18 protein-coding genes and 1 tRNA gene are annotated in these 16,548 nt (G+C 68.6%); 7 read left to right on the top strand and 12 right to left on the bottom strand.

Translation table 11 applies throughout. The features are described from left to right. Positions 1-2: 2 nt before the first annotated feature. Positions 3-608: a DUF7110 family protein gene (locus HZS54_RS24255; RefSeq protein ID WP_179919642.1), complete on the top strand. Its 606-nt coding sequence runs from the start codon at positions 3-5 to the stop codon at positions 606-608. Between the two features lie 74 nt (positions 609-682). Here the strand turns inward: HZS54_RS24255 and ddfA are convergent, their stop codons facing one another. Then, entirely contained in the window at positions 683-937 is a 255-nt protein-coding gene (ddfA, locus tag HZS54_RS24260; protein ID WP_179919643.1) for a DdfA family disk-determining factor, read from the bottom strand. Positions 938-1,021: 84 nt separating this feature from the next. Continuing rightward, positions 1,022-1,717 carry a stage II sporulation protein M gene (locus HZS54_RS24265; protein WP_179919644.1) on the bottom strand — a complete coding sequence of 232 codons (696 nt, stop codon included), beginning with the start codon at positions 1,715-1,717 and terminating at the stop codon, positions 1,022-1,024. Between the two features lie 154 nt (positions 1,718-1,871). Here HZS54_RS24265 and HZS54_RS24270 point away from each other — a divergent pair, with 154 nt between their 5' ends. Together HZS54_RS24270 and HZS54_RS24275 are read left to right on the top strand one after the other, a co-directional pair. Beyond that, the gene (locus tag HZS54_RS24270; protein ID WP_179919645.1) at positions 1,872-2,843 is read left to right on the top strand and encodes a phosphoadenosine phosphosulfate reductase family protein; all 972 of its coding nucleotides are present in this window, start codon (positions 1,872-1,874) and stop codon (positions 2,841-2,843) included. A gap of 167 nt (positions 2,844-3,010) precedes the next feature. Next, entirely contained in the window at positions 3,011-3,445 is a 435-nt protein-coding gene (locus HZS54_RS24275; protein ID WP_179919646.1) for a DoxX family membrane protein, read from the top strand. A 70-nt stretch (positions 3,446-3,515) separates the two neighbouring features. On the opposite strand, the gene HZS54_RS24280 is transcribed toward HZS54_RS24275, so the two are convergent. Next, positions 3,516-4,163, bottom strand: a complete 648-nt coding sequence (locus HZS54_RS24280) for a DUF6517 family protein (protein WP_179919647.1) — start codon at positions 4,161-4,163, stop codon at positions 3,516-3,518. Positions 4,164-4,352: 189 nt separating this feature from the next. On the opposite strand from HZS54_RS24280, the gene HZS54_RS24285 reads away from it, so the two are divergent. Then, positions 4,353-5,474 (top strand): pyridoxal phosphate-dependent aminotransferase, encoded by a 1,122-nt coding sequence (locus tag HZS54_RS24285; RefSeq protein ID WP_179919648.1) that lies wholly within the window; start codon positions 4,353-4,355, stop codon positions 5,472-5,474. Here the strand turns inward: HZS54_RS24285 and HZS54_RS24290 are convergent, their stop codons facing one another. Then, positions 5,475-6,803: an MFS transporter gene (locus tag HZS54_RS24290; RefSeq protein WP_179919649.1), complete on the bottom strand. Its 1,329-nt coding sequence runs from the start codon at positions 6,801-6,803 to the stop codon at positions 5,475-5,477. Between the two features lie 124 nt (positions 6,804-6,927). Between HZS54_RS24290 and HZS54_RS24295 the strand changes: the two genes are divergently transcribed. Then, the gene (locus HZS54_RS24295) at positions 6,928-7,299 is read left to right on the top strand and encodes a hypothetical protein (RefSeq protein ID WP_179919650.1); all 372 of its coding nucleotides are present in this window, start codon (positions 6,928-6,930) and stop codon (positions 7,297-7,299) included. On the opposite strand, the gene HZS54_RS24300 is transcribed toward HZS54_RS24295, so the two are convergent. From HZS54_RS24300 to HZS54_RS24310, 3 genes are all read right to left on the bottom strand, one after another. Continuing rightward, positions 7,296-7,898 carry a lycopene cyclase domain-containing protein gene (locus tag HZS54_RS24300; RefSeq protein WP_179919651.1) on the bottom strand — a complete coding sequence of 201 codons (603 nt, stop codon included), beginning with the start codon at positions 7,896-7,898 and terminating at the stop codon, positions 7,296-7,298. The genes HZS54_RS24295 and HZS54_RS24300 overlap by 4 nt on opposite strands. Before the next feature lie 552 nt (positions 7,899-8,450). Next, entirely contained in the window at positions 8,451-9,071 is a 621-nt protein-coding gene (locus HZS54_RS24305; protein WP_179919652.1) for a HalX domain-containing protein, read from the bottom strand. 58 nt (positions 9,072-9,129) lie between these two features. Next, a complete protein-coding gene (locus tag HZS54_RS24310) occupies positions 9,130-9,735 on the bottom strand; it encodes a DUF7504 family protein (protein WP_179919653.1) in 606 nt (201 codons plus the stop codon). A gap of 250 nt (positions 9,736-9,985) precedes the next feature. Between HZS54_RS24310 and HZS54_RS24315 the strand changes: the two genes are divergently transcribed. Beyond that, complete coding sequence (locus HZS54_RS24315) at positions 9,986-10,126, top strand: DUF7503 family protein (RefSeq protein ID WP_179919654.1); 141 nt, start codon at positions 9,986-9,988, stop codon at positions 10,124-10,126. Here HZS54_RS24315 and HZS54_RS24320 read toward each other — a convergent pair. The 4 genes from HZS54_RS24320 to HZS54_RS24335 all read right to left on the bottom strand — a co-directional run bounded on the left by HZS54_RS24320 (position 10,123) and on the right by HZS54_RS24335 (position 15,951). Beyond that, positions 10,123-12,249: a hypothetical protein gene (locus tag HZS54_RS24320; RefSeq protein WP_179919655.1), complete on the bottom strand. Its 2,127-nt coding sequence runs from the start codon at positions 12,247-12,249 to the stop codon at positions 10,123-10,125. The two genes, HZS54_RS24315 and HZS54_RS24320, sit on opposite strands and share 4 nt — an antisense overlap. Positions 12,250-12,370: 121 nt before the next feature. Further along, positions 12,371-13,582 carry a homoserine O-acetyltransferase MetX gene (metX, locus tag HZS54_RS24325; RefSeq protein WP_179919656.1) on the bottom strand — a complete coding sequence of 404 codons (1,212 nt, stop codon included), beginning with the start codon at positions 13,580-13,582 and terminating at the stop codon, positions 12,371-12,373. After that, the gene (locus tag HZS54_RS24330) at positions 13,583-14,908 is read right to left on the bottom strand and encodes an O-acetylhomoserine aminocarboxypropyltransferase/cysteine synthase family protein (protein ID WP_179919657.1); all 1,326 of its coding nucleotides are present in this window, start codon (positions 14,906-14,908) and stop codon (positions 13,583-13,585) included. A 143-nt stretch (positions 14,909-15,051) separates the two neighbouring features. Next, positions 15,052-15,951 carry a helix-turn-helix transcriptional regulator gene (locus HZS54_RS24335; protein ID WP_179919658.1) on the bottom strand — a complete coding sequence of 300 codons (900 nt, stop codon included), beginning with the start codon at positions 15,949-15,951 and terminating at the stop codon, positions 15,052-15,054. A gap of 144 nt (positions 15,952-16,095) precedes the next feature. Here HZS54_RS24335 and HZS54_RS24340 point away from each other — a divergent pair, with 144 nt between their 5' ends. Further along, positions 16,096-16,293, top strand: a complete 198-nt coding sequence (locus tag HZS54_RS24340) for a hypothetical protein (protein ID WP_179919659.1) — start codon at positions 16,096-16,098, stop codon at positions 16,291-16,293. Between the two features lie 86 nt (positions 16,294-16,379). On the opposite strand, the gene HZS54_RS24345 is transcribed toward HZS54_RS24340, so the two are convergent. After that, positions 16,380-16,452: transfer RNA gene (locus tag HZS54_RS24345), tRNA-Asn, on the bottom strand. Positions 16,453-16,548 lie beyond the last annotated feature (96 nt).

Raw genomic sequence — 16,548 nt, forward strand, 5'->3', positions numbered from 1 at the left:
CTATGTCCCGCGTATACAGACTCCACTCGACACTGGAACTGCCCCTGGAGGACGTGTACGACTTCTTCGATGACCCGGACCTGCCCGAGGACATCGAGGACGTCGACATCACCCGCCGGAACAACACGCTCATCATCAGCGCGGTCTCCGCCGACGAGAGCATCAGCAAGTACACGCCGACCGCGCAGCTGAAAGCCAGCGTCACGGAGAATCGCGTCTACGAGGAGATCGAAGAAGAGGAAGAAGACGACAGCTCCCCGGTTCACACCACCGACACCGCGGGCGGCCCGCAGTGGGGCGCCCTCGAAGAGGAGGAGGAGGAGCCCCCCTCGGAACTCGTCGAGTACGCCTGTTTCAAGGGCGACCGCGAGACCGTCCTGCAGAACAGCACCCTCCAGTACGAGATGTTCCTCGTACTCTGTGAGATCGCCCGCGTGGCCGAGAAAGGCACGCTCACCGCGATCACCTGCCCCGACGACGACCTGGAGGCGGTCCGCATCGTCGACGGGGAGGACCGGCCCGCCTCGATCAACGTCGTCGAGGACCCCCGCGACGACGAGGACTCCGAGGGCGTCAACTGGCGCGACAACGAGTTCATCAGCGGGTAATTGTCGGTCCCCGCTAGTCCCGTTCTCACTCCCGTACCCACCAGTCTACCGACCGCGGGTCCGCTGACCGCGTCCTACGCCGCGGCGTCGCGCACGTCGACGCTCCCGTCGCTCGCGCACTCGACCGTACAACCCGCGTAGTCGAACGTCACCCGTCCGGTGGCCCCGCCGGGTGTCGTGAACAGCGCGTCGAGCGCGTCCGGATCGAGCGCCTCGTACAGCGGCGGGAGCGCGACCTGTTCGACGCCCTTGTGTGCCGCGACCGACGAGACGACGACCTCGCTCGGCGGCTGGCTATCGTCGCTGTGACCTGATGCGGTCGTACTCATTGAGCGCGGGTTCTCCAGTCCCACGTAAAACTCCACCGAAGGTTCATACGACGATCGACGAACTTGAACGCCGGATCGAGCCCGTCACTCCGGGAGGGCGCCGGGGCCCAGGAACCACTCGGCCACGTCGCGGGTGAGGTACACTTCGATCCAGGCCGCGACGACGATCATGACGACGAGGAGCGCCGCGATGACGGCGAGTTCGTACAGCTCGACCCGTGACAGCGGCGTCTCGTCCCAGCCCAGGAGATACCGAACGATCCGGTGGGGAACCCGCAGCCCGATCGACGCCGCGGCGAAGAACGCCGAGAGTTCGAGCACCCCGTGGGGGAGCAACAGGGCGAGGATCACCGCCCACGAGGTCTCGCGGACGACCACGGAGACCACCGCGCCGACGATGGCGCCGTTGACGACCAGCCCGAACAGCGAGAGCAGCCCGCCGGTGATCGTCCCGAAGGCGATCAACAGCAGCGCCCTGAGGTTGTTGAGCAACAGCGGCACGAACGCCAGCTCCGGTAGCGGACTGTCGGCCGGCACCCCCGCCTGGGCCTCCTCGATCAGCGCCTCCAGCTGGGCGATCGGGATCGACCCGACGACCGCGTAGGCCGCGAACGCGCTCCCGAAGAAGACGGCCAGCGCCGCGACCAGGTGCCACCGGAACCACCGCGTGAACCGCGCCTCCCGGTGCAACTCCCGGATCGACCGCCGCCCGCCGGTGTCACCCTCCTCGGATTCCGGTGCGTCCGCCGCTCCGCCGCGCTGGTCGGTGCCGGCACTCATCACCTCCCCGTTCGACCCCGACCCCCTTCTGTCCTCCGGCCGACACGAACGCTCACCCGAACGCCCGGACACACCGTGCTAGCTGCCCACATACGGCAGACGACTGGTCCTCCAAAAAGAACTTAACCGACCCGGTAATTACATCTCATTACCGATGTCAGCCGAGTTCCCCGACTACCTGGACGTCGACTACAGCGAAGGCGAAGGCGAAGACCCGGCCGACTACCCGCACGTCAACGACAAGATCGAGAAGGCCATCGAGGTCACGCGACGGGGTCTCGAGGAGTACGAGAACCCGGTCGTGATGTGGACGGGCGGCAAGGACTCGACGCTCACGCTGTACTTCGTCAAGGAGGTCGCCGACCAGTTCGACCTCGAAGTCCCCCCCGTAGTCTTCATCGACCACTACCAGCACTTCGACGAGCTGATCGACTTCGTCGAGCACTGGGCCGACGAGTGGGACCTGGAAGTCATCTGGGCCCGCAACGAGGACGTGGGCGAGATCGTCGACGAGCAGGGGCTCGAACCCGGCGACGATATCGAGATCGACGACCTCTCGGAGCACAACCAGCACCACGTCCGCAACATCCTGGAGTACGAGGAGGACAGTTTCCCGTTCCTGCTCGACACCTACGTGGGCAACCACCTGCTGAAGACGGTCGCGCTCAACGACGCCATCGAGGAGCACGACGTGGACGGCATCATCTCGGGCATCCGCTGGGACGAGCAGGAGTCCCGCGCCGACGAGACGTTCTTCTCGCCGCGCCACGACCCGGACATCTACCCGCCCCACGACCGCGTCCAGACCATCCTCCAGTTCGACGAGGCCGCCGTCTGGGAGGCGTTCTGGAACTTCGTGGTCCCGGACACCGTCGAGGAGTTCCCCGAGGAGGGCTACGTCCCCGAGACCGACGACGACCTCCCCGAGGGCGTCGCACAGGACGACATCCCCGTCTCGCCGAAGTACTTCGCCGGCTTCCGCTCGCTCGGTAGCGAGGTCAGCACCGACAAGGCCGCCGAGGAGCCCGCCTGGCAGCAGGACCTCGACTCGACGACCGAACGCGCCGGCCGCGCCCAGGACAAAGAGGACCTGATGGAGCGCCTGCGCGATCTGGGGTACATGTAAGCCGGTCGGCTACCACTTCTCCGCGGACCGATCTTTTCGACGTGTGACCGCCCACTGCGAGCGGCGCGGTTCGCGGTCGCGGCGAGAGCGGTTTCGAACGCGCCGTGAGACCCGATCGCGGGCTCGACCCAGTGCCGTTTTGCACCAGCGCTCCCAACGACGGGTCGATGGACCTCCGCCGCCTCGTCGGCGACGAGCCGGTGACTCGGCTCGTCGACCGCACACCGGCGCCGCTCTCGGTCGCCCGCGTCGGGCTCGGTGCGATGGTGTTCCTCGCCGGCGTTCACAAACTGCTCGCGCCCGGGGTCTGGGCCACCTACGTCACCGACTGGCTGGCGCCGTGGCTGGTCGTCTCGCCGGTCGCGTTCATGCTCGTCAACGGCGTCCTGGAGGTCGGCTTCGGCGCGGCCATCGTCGCCGACAGGGCGACCGCGTTCGCCGCCGGCGTCGCGGCCGTCTCGCTGTCGGCCACGACCGCCTATCTCGCCCTCGCCGCGGCCGTCGAGGGCGGGTTCTTCGTCGACGTGTTCGTCCGCGACGTGGGGCTTTCCGCGCTCGCCTGGGCCGTCCTGCTCGACGCGCTCCGGCGGTCGGGCGGGTGAGAAGCCGCTCGTCGCGTGACTCGCGGTGGTCCGAGCGCGGAAAAGACTGCGCGAACGGCGTCGGTCGCGGCTACTCCTCGCCGTCGTGTTCGAGGCCTTCGGTGAGCGCGACGACGCTCTCGGCCTCGCCGTCGAGCCGTTGCGGGTAGATGCCGACGGCGACGATGTAGTCGCCCTCGTGCTGGAACTTCGCGGCGTGGACGTACACGTCGACCTCGCTGCCGGCGAGCGTCGCGGTCCCCTCGAACTGTTCGAGGGTGCGCTGGCTCCCCAGCGCTCGCACGCTGCGGTTCTCGACGTGACTGCCCACGGACAGCCCCTCGTACTGGGACTCGAACTGGCGGAGGACCTGCCGGGTCGACATATCGGAGATGGGGTTGAACGTCCGGGTCGCGACCTCCACTTCGGGGCTGGCGAAGGTGACGAACACGGCCGCTCGCTGGGAGCCCAGCGGTCCCAGGTCGACCCCGCGCTCGTATCTTGCCTGCTGGTTCGTCACCTCGACCTGCCGGGTCTGGCCCGCGGCGCTGAAGTTGCGCGTGACCGTCGAGTTCTCGACGGCGACCTCCTCGTAGCCCGTCTCCGAGAGGGCGTCGTCGCTCGCCGTCGCCGGCGACGCGGCGAACGCCAGCGCGCTCTGGCCGGTGATGAACCCGCAGCCCGCCGTCACCGTCACGAGGACGACCGCCAACGCCGCGAAGGTCTGCCGTGTGTGCATGCTCCTCCCCTTTCGTCAGGACGCTGGTAAACCTGCTGGTGCCCGAAATTCCGGTCCCTCGTCCGGAAGCTCCCGCTCAGAGACCGGTCTCGAACTGTTCGCGGGCGACCGTTGGCGGGCGGCCGTTCGACCGCGGGCCGAGCGGGCGGACCCTCAACAGTTATCGGGGAGCGCGCCCGCGATGGAGGTATGACGGAGTTCTCCCGACGCGTCGAGCAGGTGTCGATAAGCGGGATCCGCGAGGTCTTCGAGGCCGCGGGCGAGGACGCGATCAACCTCGGGCTTGGCCAGCCGGACTTCCCGACGCCCGAGCACGCCCGCGAGGGCGCCATCGAGGCCATCCGCGCGGGCGAGGCCGACGAGTACACCTCGAACAAGGGCACCGAGTCGCTGCGCGAGGCCATCTCCGGCCGCTACGCCGAGGACCGCGGGCTCGACGTCGATCCGAACGACGTCATCGCCACCGCCGGCGGGAGCGAGGCGCTGCACATCGCCATGGAGGCCCACGTCGACCCCGGCGAGGAGGTCATCTTCCCCGACCCCGGATTCGTCTCCTACGACGCGCTCACGCACATCGCCGGCGGTGAGCCGAAGCCGGTCCCGCTGCGCGACGACCTGACGATGGCCCCCGAGACGGTCGAGGAGGCCATCACCGACGACACCGCCGCCTTCGTCGTCAACAGTCCCGCCAACCCCACGGGCGCGGTCCAGTCGCCCGACGACATGCGCGAGTTCGCCTGCATCGCCGACGAGCACGACGTGCTCTGCATCTCCGACGAGGTGTACGAACACATCGTCTTCGAGGGCGAACACCGCTCGCCAATCGAGTTCGCCGAGAGCGACAACGTCGTCGTCGTGGGCGCCTGCTCGAAGACCTACTCGATGACGGGCTGGCGCCTGGGCTGGGTCACCGGCTCGAACCGGCGGATCGAGCGGATGCTACGGGTCCACCAGTACGGCCAGGCCTGCGCGACCGCCGCCGCCCAGCACGCCGCCGAGGCCGCGCTGACCGGCCCGCAGGACCCCGTCGACGAGATGGTCGCGGCCTTCGAGGAGCGCCGGGACGTGTTGCTCGACGGCCTCGCCGACATCGGCCTGGACTGTCCCACGCCGAAGGGCGCCTTCTACGCGATGCCCGAAGTGCCGGACGGGTTCGTCGACGAGGTCATCGACCGCGGCGTCGTCGTCGTCCCGGGCGAGGCCTTCGGCGATCACGGCGAGGGCTACGCCCGCATCTCCTACGCGGTGAACGTCGAGACGCTGAAGGAGGCCCTGGAGATCATGGGCGAGGCCCACGACGCGGTGGCCTGATCAGTTCGGCGCACCGCCGCCGTCGCCGCCGGTTTCGCCGTCGTCACCGGTGTCGGCCGAGTTCTCGTTCGGGAGCGGCGACCCCAGGACGACGAGCGGAACCGTCGTCGCGGCGAGCAAGACGCCGATAGCGCCGTAGGCCGCGACCGGCCCGCGGGCGCCAGCCGCGACGCCCGCGAGGACGACGAACGGCGTCCGCGCCAGTCCGACGGCCATCGAGACGGCCGACAGCACTGTCGCCCGACCCACGCTCTCCACGCGGTCGTTGACGTGCCCCTCGACCATCGGCCGGAGCAGGGAGTGGACCGCCCGGAGGAGGTAGAACGTCGCGAACGCGGTCAGCGGGACCGCCAGCGGGAGGAGCGTCGCCGTGACGAGGACGACCGCGGCCGCGCCGACCGCGCGGGAGAGGCCGAACCGCGCCTCGATCGGTCCCGCGTAGTAGCTGACGACGCCGGCGACGAGAGCGAAACTCGCGTACAGCGGCCCGAGCCCGGTCGCGGCCGACACCGGAACGTCGACCGGGAGCGACCCCGAACCGACCGCCCCGGCGACGCCGTCGACCACCGGGAGCGCCGCGAGGTCGACGCCTCCGACCACCTCGACGGCGATCGGCTGGACGTACTGATTGGCGGCGCCGACGGCGCCGAAGACGAGCGCGGCGAAGGCCACGAACGACCGCAACGGCGGGCGAGCGAGCCGATCGCACAGCAGCGGGAGCGCCTCGCGGACCGACGGCCCGGCCGTCTCGCCGGCCTCGAACTGCTCGGTGCGGGGGAGCGTCGCGACCACGCCCGCACCGACGACCACGAGTCCGCCCGCCGCGAGGAACGGCGCCCGGGGGTCGACCCCGTAGAGGACGGCGCCGAGGACGGTCGTCACCGCCGAACTCCACCGGGCGATCGACTGCCCGCGACCGCGAACGGTCGTGAACCGCTCCCCGCCGACGGTCGATTCGAGCACCTCGTAGAGCCACGCGCCGCCGGTCCCCGAGGTCAGGGCGATGCCGATCCCCCAGAGCACGTAGACGACGAGGTACGAGGCGAACGAGTCGACGGCGACGAACCCCAGCAGCGACCCGGCCATCGCGAGCTTGCTCGCGACCAGCGTGTCCCGGCGGCCGAAGCGGTCGCCGGCGTACCCCGTCGGGATCTCGCCGGCGACGAGCACCAGCGAGTAGACCGCGCTCAGCGTCCCGTACTGCGGATACGTCAGGTCGCGGAGGACGAACAGCGCGAAGATCGGCGAGACGAACCCGACGGCCGACAGCGCCTGGAACAGGTAGTACCGGCGGATCAGCGCCCGCGGGTTCGACAGGTCGACGCGCACGGGCGGTTCGTCGGACGGCGCGGACTTGAGGGTTCCCTGAACGGCGTTGAAGTAGCCGGACTGACACCTCGGCCGACATTCGCCTGCGGAACGTAGAAACGTCTCGCGACCCTACCGACGGGCGATGGACCAACTGACGCCGTCGAACGTCCCGACCTACGAGACCAAGGCGGAGGGGCGCTCGCTGTGGGACCGCTGCGCCGACCGCGGGCTCCCGGTGGTCGCCGTCCGCGAGGGCGAGCGCGGCTACGTCGTCCGCTACGACCTGCAGCACCTCGACGGCCAGCTCTCCGAGCGAGCCCTACGGAAGCTCCGCGAGCACGTGCGCTCGCTGCGCTCGTACTCCGTCCGCGTCGACCCCGACTCCCAGACCGCGGGCGTCGGCGGCGAGACCGGCCACGTCGCCGGCGAGCTCCACGCCGAGACGGAGGACGACGCCCGACGGCTCGCCTCGCACGTCTCCTCGTTCGTCTTCGACGACGACAACCTCGTTTAGTCGCCGCCCCGGTTCTGCCCCCGCGCGTCGGCTCCGCGCTCCCGCCCGGGCCGCGCGTGCAGCGTCTCGTGGACGCCCAGCACCAGCGCCGGCACGACGACCATGAAGACGTGTTCCTCGACGGGGATCCCGACGAACTCGACGCCCGTCCGCAGCGCGATCTCGAACACGCCGACCGCCAGCGTGTACCAGTCCCAGACGTACGCGAGCGGGTAGATCGCGGCGACCGTCACGGCCGCTCGGCGGAGCGCCGCCCGGCCCGCCCGGACGAGCAGCGCGAGCGCGAGCGACCCGAACGCGACCTCCGTCGCGAGGTAGGTATAGGGTCCGAGGACGCCGATATCGGGGAGTGGAACGCCCGATAGCGGTTCGACGGCGACCGCGACGACGAGCGCGGCCAGGCCGACGGCGCCGCCGAGCGCCAGGCGCCTCGGCGTCCGCGCTACGGGACCCGCGGCGACCACGAGCGCCGTCGCGAACCAGACGACCGTGGCGAGGCCGGCGCTCGGCGGGACGACGCCCGCGACGGCCGCCCAGAGCGTGACGACACCGAGAGCGAAGGTGCCGGCGACGAGTCGCTTCGCGCGACCGCTGTCCATACCGTCATATGTGGTCGCACTCCCATGAGCGGTCGGGTGGCCGAGTCGCGAGACTGGTTCGAACGAGAGGGTCGCCGGAGACAGCAAGCGTCGAAAGCCCTCGACGCGCTCGCTATCGGGGAGACCACCGCATCCGACGGCAAGCGTCGAAAGCCCTCGACGCGCTCGCTATCGGGGTGACCACCGCATCCGACGGCGAGCGGTGAAAGCCCTCGACGCGCTCGCGGTCGCTGAGGCGGGATATCCGCGCTCTCGGCACAGCCCGCGCGGATAGTGCCCGCTCAGACGACTACAGGCGCGAGCGCGCCTCGCCCTTTCAGTCCGCCAGGACAGCACCGCACCCACACCGCACAGCGACCGCAGACGGCCACGAGCCTCCCCAGCCGATTCGCTCGTTCGTTTCACTCACTCCCTCATCCCTCGCGCGACTGTTTCGAGCGGCCCGCCAGGAGGCGGGCACGCTCGACAGCACGCGCCAACCGCACCGCTACCTCAATATGCAACAGCCGTCACATGCGCTGAACACCGGACTCGCGTACGCGAGTCGTCGGCTCACGTGTCGTCGCTCTCCGTGCGCTCGTTCGAGCGGTCGGCAGACGCGTCGCCGTCCCCGCTGAAGTCGAGATCCCGTTCCTCGGGCGCGAGCGCGGCGTCGAACGCCGAGGTGTCGTCCAGCCCGTCGAACATCTCCGCGAGGTCGTGGCGCAGTCGGTCGAGCTGTCGGTCCAGTCGGTCGAGCGCGTCCCCGTCGTTCCCTTCGTCGGCCAGCGTCGCTCGGCGTTCGGCGAGGTCGTAGAACTCCTCCAGTCCCGCCCGGTATCGTGCGCGCGCCGCGAGCCACTGCACCGTCTCCCGGACGGCCACCGGGTCTCGCCTCACGACCGCGTCGACGGGGTCGGTCTCTGCGGTCGTCCGGTCCGAGTCGGGCACCGACACCCCGATCTGGCAGTCGAACTCGCGCGCGCGAACGTCCGACAGGAGCGAGTCGATCGGCCCGTCGACCAGTTCGACGTCGACGAGGACGACGTCGACTTCCTCGTCGAGACTTTCGCGGAGGGCGTCGGCGCTGTAGGCGGTCCGGACGGTCCCGTCGTCGCGAAGCGCGCTCGCCAGTGCGTCGGTGGCCGCGGGCTCGGCACCGGCGACGACGACGAGGTGCCGTGCCGGGGGCATATCCGGCGGGAAGGACGGGAGGTATAAAGAGTCACCCCTTTCCCGTCCCCCGATTACGTCAGGGGTCGGCGCCGGCCGAGCGGCCGCGATCGGCGTCGACGACCGCGTCGCAGACGATCCGGAACGTCTCGACGGTCTCGTCGTCGTGGGCCGCGGGGTCCAGGTGGAAGACGACGACGCCGTCGACGCGCCGAGCCACCTCGCCGAGCGTGTAGACGAACTTGAACGCGGTCGGTTCGTCGGCGTAGCCGAGCACTCCGGTCAGCGAGTGGACCGCGACGCCGACGCGGTCGCCGTCGTCGTCGGCCCGCTGGAGCACGTCGCTGACCCGGCGACCGATCGCCTCCAGATCCGTCGGGTCGACGACGCGTTCGACCGGCACGGCACCGTCGGTGCCGGCCGTCTCCGCTGTCGAGCGCGTCGTCCGATCCACGTCCACGCAGGCGGCGAGCGGCGGCCCGGTGTCGGCCTCGCGCTCCCACAGCGACAGCCACTCCGCCGCCGGCAGGGAGATCGTGACCGGGACCGCCCGGTCGATCCGGTCGCCGAGCCCGTCGAGAACGGTCATACAGGCGTCCGTCGGCCGGTCGGATACGTCGGGAGCCAGCAACAGCACCGTCGTCGCGTCGCCGATATCCGCCGCTCCTCGGATGCGGACGGTCACGAGCTCTCCCTCCCGAACGGATGGCACTCCATCACTTCTTATCAATCACCCGGACCCACACGACTATGAGTGTTGCCGTTCCCTGACATCCGCCCGTCGTCCCCGGGTTTCCGAACCTATTAGGGCATTTTGTTCTATGGCTGAAATATCGTTTTCTAATCTCTGTCGAAGATACTGATAATACAAGGCTTAATTTATCCCGAACTTTTAGATAAATTCAATCACAGACGCGCTGAATAAACACTTGGCTATGAGCCAAGAATCAACGCGACTCCGCGAATTCCTCGAAGAGAACCCCAAATGGATCGGCGTCATGTTCAGCGCGCTGCTGCTGCTCTCGCAGGCCGGAACGGTGGCTGCGGGACACGGCGGATCGATGACTGGACCCTAAGTTCGGAGTTCTGAAATTCCTAGAGTCCACTGTAAGCTACCGTTGACTTCTACTGGGGCATCCTGTCGGTGAAGAAATTCTAATAGGCCCGACTCTGTGAGTGAAAATGTTCCCATCCAACCAGAGTTTGTAGAGAATGTATTAATACCTTCAATTTGAGGGGTGAACATCGTTCCCATCGGCGTCGAAAGTGTCGGATATCCATACATACTAAATTCAAACATATTATCGTCGTCTTTGTGAATAGTTATTTTATGCGGTGTCCCCGACTGGTTTTCAACGATAGAAGCGCTTGCGTCGCCAATCACGAGGTAGTGGTGGCCGATCTGTTCGTACTCCTTGATGATCGAGACCGTCGCGGCGAGCGAGAATCCCTGATTGAGGAGTTTCGCAGCGGTGCGACCCACCGAGGTAGCGGCCTCGTTGACGATGTCGGTGACGGTCGCGATGCCGGCCATCGCGCCGGAATCCACGAGACCACGTCCCTGCTCGTAGGAGTCACAGGCGTTGAGGAGGAACGCGCTGACGTTGACCTCCGAGAGGTGGCGGGTGTCGAGATAGCCGTCGGCACAGCGGATCCCCTCGTCGTCGACGTGGCCGATGTAGTGGAGGAAGTCCACGTCCGAGCGCAGGAGTTCGCGCATCTCCATCGCGGTCAGTTGCTCGTGGGCCTCGATGCCGAACTCGATCCAGTCGCGGGTCCCGTAGATGTCCGAGACGACGTTCTCGTCGGTCATCTCCTGGTCGTTGCAGACGACGGCGACCTGGATCTGGGGGTCGGTTGTCGGCTCGAACTCCAGCCGCCGGTAGTAGGCGTCGACGGTCATCTTGCTGGCGCCGACCGGGAGGCCGTCACCGACGTAGGCCTGCTCGATGCTGTCGGCGGGTTCGGGGCGGAAGATCTCGGGGCTCGCGGTCGAGGGCGACGACTCCGAACGGGTCTGGGTCCGGGTACTCCGCCGGAGCGCCTCGGGGTTGTTCCTGAAGAAGGACTCGACCTGGTCGGTGAGTTCCTCCAGCGCCTCGTCGCGGGTCTCCTGGGAGTGCGGGCAGCGGACGACCGCGAGTTCGTTCGCGAGGAACGGGAGCGCGCTGACGTTCGCGGCGTCGGGTCGCACGTCGGCGGTGAGCTTCCACTTCGGAACCACGTCCGCAACGGCGTCGAACGGCACGTCCAGATACGTCCGCAACTGCTCCGACAGGGGCTGCTCGTAGACTGCCGCGAAGTCCAGGTCGACCAGGGATTCGACCTCCGCCCGCTCGTGGAGGTCGACCTCGTAGTACCCTTCGGTGCGCGTGACACAGTCCATGAGGAACACGTGTTTCAGCACGCGCTCGACTTCGGCCTCGAAGCCGTCGTCGCCGTCGAGCGGGTACGACCAGCCGTCGCCGGCGATCCGCGGCGACGGGCCGGGCTCGATCCGCGCACCCGTGTAGTACGCCAGCGGCACGACGGGGTAGATGTACTCCTCTATCGGCGGCACCTCGATGCCGACCCCCGTCTCCGGCGCGGCGATCGAGTCCGGGATCGAGAGTTCGTCCCCGATCTCCACGAGCGGTGGATGGCCGCGTAGCGACGGGAACGACCGCTCACAGCTGGTGGTCTTCAACGCCGAACCGAGCGTCGAGAGCGCCCGCATCAGGTCCTCCGGCTTCTCGGTCGTCGTGACGGTCGCCGCCGGCTGCTCGTGGACCGAACGCGCCCCGACGTGAACCCGGTCGGTCCCGGTGAGTGCGACCCTGACGGAGTCACCCATCGAGGTGACTTCGATCCCGCCCTCGATGGCGAACTGGAGCTTGACCTGCGTCGTCGCCAGTTCGACGTTGTACCGGCCGGGCGGCACGCTGACGGACTCCTGGTCCGAGACCTCCGCGACGGTGTTCCCCTCGGCGTCGCGGATCCACAGCGGGACGAAGTAGGGCGTCTCGACGGCCGCGGTCCGCACGGTCGCGCCGGCGTCGGCGGGGAAGTAGAACTGGTCGGGGTCGCAGTCGTCGATCCCGGGCTCGTCGGGCGTCAACAGCGAGAACTGGGTCTCCTGGATCGGGTCGGTGACCTGGATACCGTCACGACTCGGATGCGGGCGGATCTGCGGTCGAGTGGCGTCCGGGTCGACGTTCATGTGTTCGGAGGGTTCCGTCGGCTCTCACGGCGTCACAGGGGGGACCCGCGCCTGGCCCGTGCGAGCGAGTAGGCGTGAGAACGCGGTGGGGAGAAAAAAGCCTGTTGGCCCCGAACACATCTCAATCGGAGAACAGACTGGTGTGGACGGGCGCGAACGAGGGGTCGTCGTCCTCGGGCGGCTCGTCCGTGTCCGTGACGGCCGTCCCCTCGACGCCGTCGGCGAGGAAGTCGGCGAGCGGCGGCCCGACGCTCTCCGGTTCGACGAGGAAGGCGTCGTGGCCGTGGTCCGAGTCGACGAGGTGGTGGGCGGCGGCCACGTCGGCCTCGCGGAGCGCGTCGGCCAGCTCCTCGGCCTGTGCGGGCGTGAAGTGCCAGTCGCCGGTGAACGACATCACGAGCGCCTCGCCGTCGAAGGCGGCCAGTGCGTCCTCGTCGGACTCGAAGCCCGCGGCGAGGTCGTAGTTGTCCATCGCTCGCGTGAGGTAGAGATACGAGTTGGCGTCGAAGCGTTCGACGAAGCTCTCGGCGTTGTAGTCGAGGTACGACTCCACGTCTCGATAGGGGAAGAAGCCGGCGGCGGGGTCGGTCGGGAACGAGCGGGCGGCGTCGCGGCCCGCCGCGCGGCGGCCGAACTTCTGCTCCATCGAGGCCTTCGAGAGGTACATCACGTGGCCGATCTGGCGGGCGAGCGCGAGCCCGTCGGTCGGCTTCGGTCCCTCGCCGTAGTAGTCGCCGCCCTGCCAGTCATCGTCGGTGGTGATGGCGCGGCGAGCGATGGCGTCCATGGCGAGACACTGCACGTCGAGTCGCGCGGCGGCGGCGATGGGGGCGATGCGCTCGACGTGGTCGGGGTGTTGTTTCGCCCACTCGATGACGTTCATCCCGCCGACGCTGCCGCCGACGACGGCGTGGAGGTGCGGGATACCGAGCTCGTCGAGCAACTGGCGCTGGGCGTCGGTCCAGTCGGTGACGGTGACCGCGGGGAAGTCGGTGCCGTAGGGCTCGCCCGTCTCGGGGTTGGTGCTCTCGGGGCCGGTCGTGCCGTAACACGAGCCCGGGACGTTGGCGCAGAGGACGTAGTACTCGCGGGTGTCGATGGCCTTGCCGGGGCCGACGATGTCGTCCCACCACGCGCGGGCCTGGCCGTCCGTCTCGTCGTCGGGGTGGCGGCCGGCGACGTGGGCGCTGCCGGTCAGCGCGTGACAGACCAACACCGCGTTGTCGCCCGTGAACTCGCCGTAGGCCTCGTAGGAGACCTCCAGCTCGGGGATCGAGCGGCCGCACTCGAACTCGAACTCCCCGATCGAGACGGCGTCGCGTTCGATCTCCATCTACGAGTCACCCGCGTTCGGTGTGTCGTCGCTCGCCCCGGCGTTGGCGCGCTGGATGGCGCCGTCGATGTCGGCGAGCACGTCGTCGGCGTCCTCGATGCCGACCGACAGGCGCACCAGGTCGGGCGTGACGCCGCTGGCGCGCTGTTCCTCGGCGGTGAGCTGAGCGTGGGTCGTGGAGGCGGGGTGGATGACCAGCGTCTTCGCGTCGCCGATGTTGGCGAGGAACTGCGCGAGGTCGGTCTCCTCGCAGAAGCGCTTGCCCGCCTCGAAGCCGCCCGCGAGGCCGAACGCGATCATGCCGCCGTAGCCCCCGTTCAGATACTCGCTGGCGTGGTCGTGGGTCTCGTGGGAGTCGAGGCCGGGGTAGGTGACCCACTCGACGCCGTCGTGGTCGGCGAGAAAGTCGGCGACGCGCCCGGCGTTCTCGCAGTGGCGTTCCATCCGGAGTTCGAGCGTCTCGGTGCCCTGGAGGGTGGCCCAGGCGTCGAAGGGCTTCTGGCCGTCGCCCAGCGAGCGGACGGCGCGCTGGCGGGCGGCCATCGCGAAGGCCTGGTCGCCGAACCGCTCGGCGAAGGTGACGCCGTCGAAGGCGTCGTTGGGCGCGCCGATCTCGGGGAACTTCTCGGGGTAGTCCGTCCAGGGGAACGAGCCGCCGTCGACCAGGACGCCGCCGACCGTCGTCCCGGAGCCGTGGATCCACTTGGTGGTGGACTCCCAGACGATGTCGGCGCCGTGGTCGAGCGGATTGCACAGCGCGGGGGTACCGAACGTGTTGTCGACGAAGACGGGCACGCCCCGCTCGTGGGCGACCTCGGCGATGGCCTCCATCGGGGGCGTCACCAGCGACGGGTTGCCGATGGTCTCGTAGTGGACGTAGGCGGTGCGGTCGTCGATGGCCTCGGCGTAGGCGTCGGGGTCGAGCGTGTCGACGAAGCGGGTCTCGATCCCGCGGCGACTGCCCATGTTCGAGAGATAGGAGTGGGTGCCGCCGTAGATGGAGGAGGCGGTGACGACGTTGTCGCCCGCCCGGGCGAGGATCGAGGTCGCGGCGTCGAGCGCGGCCATCCCCGACCCCGTGGCGACGGCCGCGGTCCCGTTCTCCAGCGCGGCGAGCCGCCGTTCGAGCGTCGAGACGGTCGGGTTGTCGAACCGCGAGTAGACGTTCCCCCCGTCGTCCAGCGCGTACCGGTCGGCCGCCGTGTCGGCGTCGTCGAACACGTAGGAAGTGGTCTGGTAGATCGGCGGCGCTCGCGCGCCCGTCGCCGGGTCCACTTCCTGGCCGGCGTGGACGCAGCGGGTTCCGAAGGCGTACGGATCGGTCATGTGTGTCGTGCATATATCTACAAACATCTATAACCACGAGTTACGGCAAATATCTCAGTGTCACGCGTTGGCACGCGGTCGGGAGTGTCCGATGTGGAGGACCGGCAGCGCCGCGGCGGGGGCGGCGGTCCGTTCGGCCGTCGTCATCGCCGTTCGATCGTCAGCGCGGACAGCGAGCGGTCGACGGTCACGTCGAGGCGCTCGTCGCCGGCTCGGAGCGGGAGGGTCACGCGGAGCGGGTCGTGGCCGTCGACCGCGATGTCGCCGGGGTCGCAGGCGTCGACCGACCACAGCGAGTCGGTCAGCAGATCGGGCGCGTTGGCGGCGACGAACGGCAGCACGTCGGGGTGGTAGATCAGGATCTCCGGGAGGTCGGTGCAGAAGAAGTGCTTGCAGTACGAGCAGTGGTGGACGACCGCCGGGCCGGGCATCGCCTGTTCGAGCTCGCTCGATTTCTCCTCCTCGGGCACCACGTCGTGGTACATCTCGCTCGCGCAGGTGGGACACACGTCGCTGGCGACGGTCATCAGGTCCCGGCGGGCGTAGACGTTGGCCGCCGACAGCACGGCGTCGGGGTCGTTCGACCGGATCGCGCCCGGCGGGAGGTGGTACTTGAACGCGAGCGCGCCGCAGTCCCCACAGCGGACGACGAGCATGCTGTTGCGGTAGGTCGCTTCCAGTCCCGCCCCGCAGTCGGCGCAGTCGGCGTCGACGGGGAACGGCTCGACGGTCGTCCGGTCGGTGAAACTGTCCGCTTTGATCGCCTGGTAGAGGATGACCCCGGGGTACAGCAGGCCGTACCCCTCCGCTTTCTCCTGGACGAACACGCCGAGTAGCTCCTGAAGGTGGTAGTTGAACCGACCGCTGTCGGACACGTCACAGCGCCGGCGCAGCTCCTCGAAGGGGAGCGGGCGGGGCTGGCTGCCCTCCTTGGCGTCGCCGAGCTCCAGCAGGATGGTGACGCGCAGTTCGTTACCCAGCAGGGAGAAGGCCTCGGCGGGCGGGACCGACCGCCGCTCGGAGACTTCGAAGCCGTCCGTCATCGCCCCACACCTCGCGCGGCCAGCCATTTATGACTGTCTCTCGGTTCGGGGTCCCACCCCGGTCTGGACCGGACTCGCCGAACCGCTGGGCGTCGGCGACGGCCGACCCGAAAGCACTTGTCCCGTCGACAGGTTTCCACCGCTATGAGCCGCTTCGGCGACTTCGCCGCCGTCTGGTTCGGGACGCTCGTCGCCCTGAACTTCGTCGTCTTCCGCTTCCTGGGGGCGCCCCTGGGGATGTACACCGAGACGTTCCTCTCCGCGCTCGTCGGGCTCGTCCTCGCGAGCGTCCTGGTCTTCCACCGGGGCGTATCCTTGCCGACGGTCGTCGGGGCGGAGTAGGGGGCGTCGTCAACACCGAGCGAACCGACGAGAGTTCGCACCGGAGTCAACGTGCGCTTCGGGAGGTGGATTTCGAGGAAAAGGGACGCCACCGCCAGGACTCGAACCTGGGACAACCTCGTTAACAGCGAGGTGCTCTACCAACTGAGCTACGGCGGCACGCATGCATCCATAGCCGGAGTTGTTGTATAGGGATTTCGTTTTCCCTCCGCCACGACACGGAGTCACGTACGGCGATTCGATCGGGAACTGTCA

Source organism: Halosimplex pelagicum (genome assembly GCF_013415905.1).
Taxonomy (GTDB): Archaea; Halobacteriota; Halobacteria; order Halobacteriales; family Haloarculaceae; genus Halosimplex; species Halosimplex pelagicum.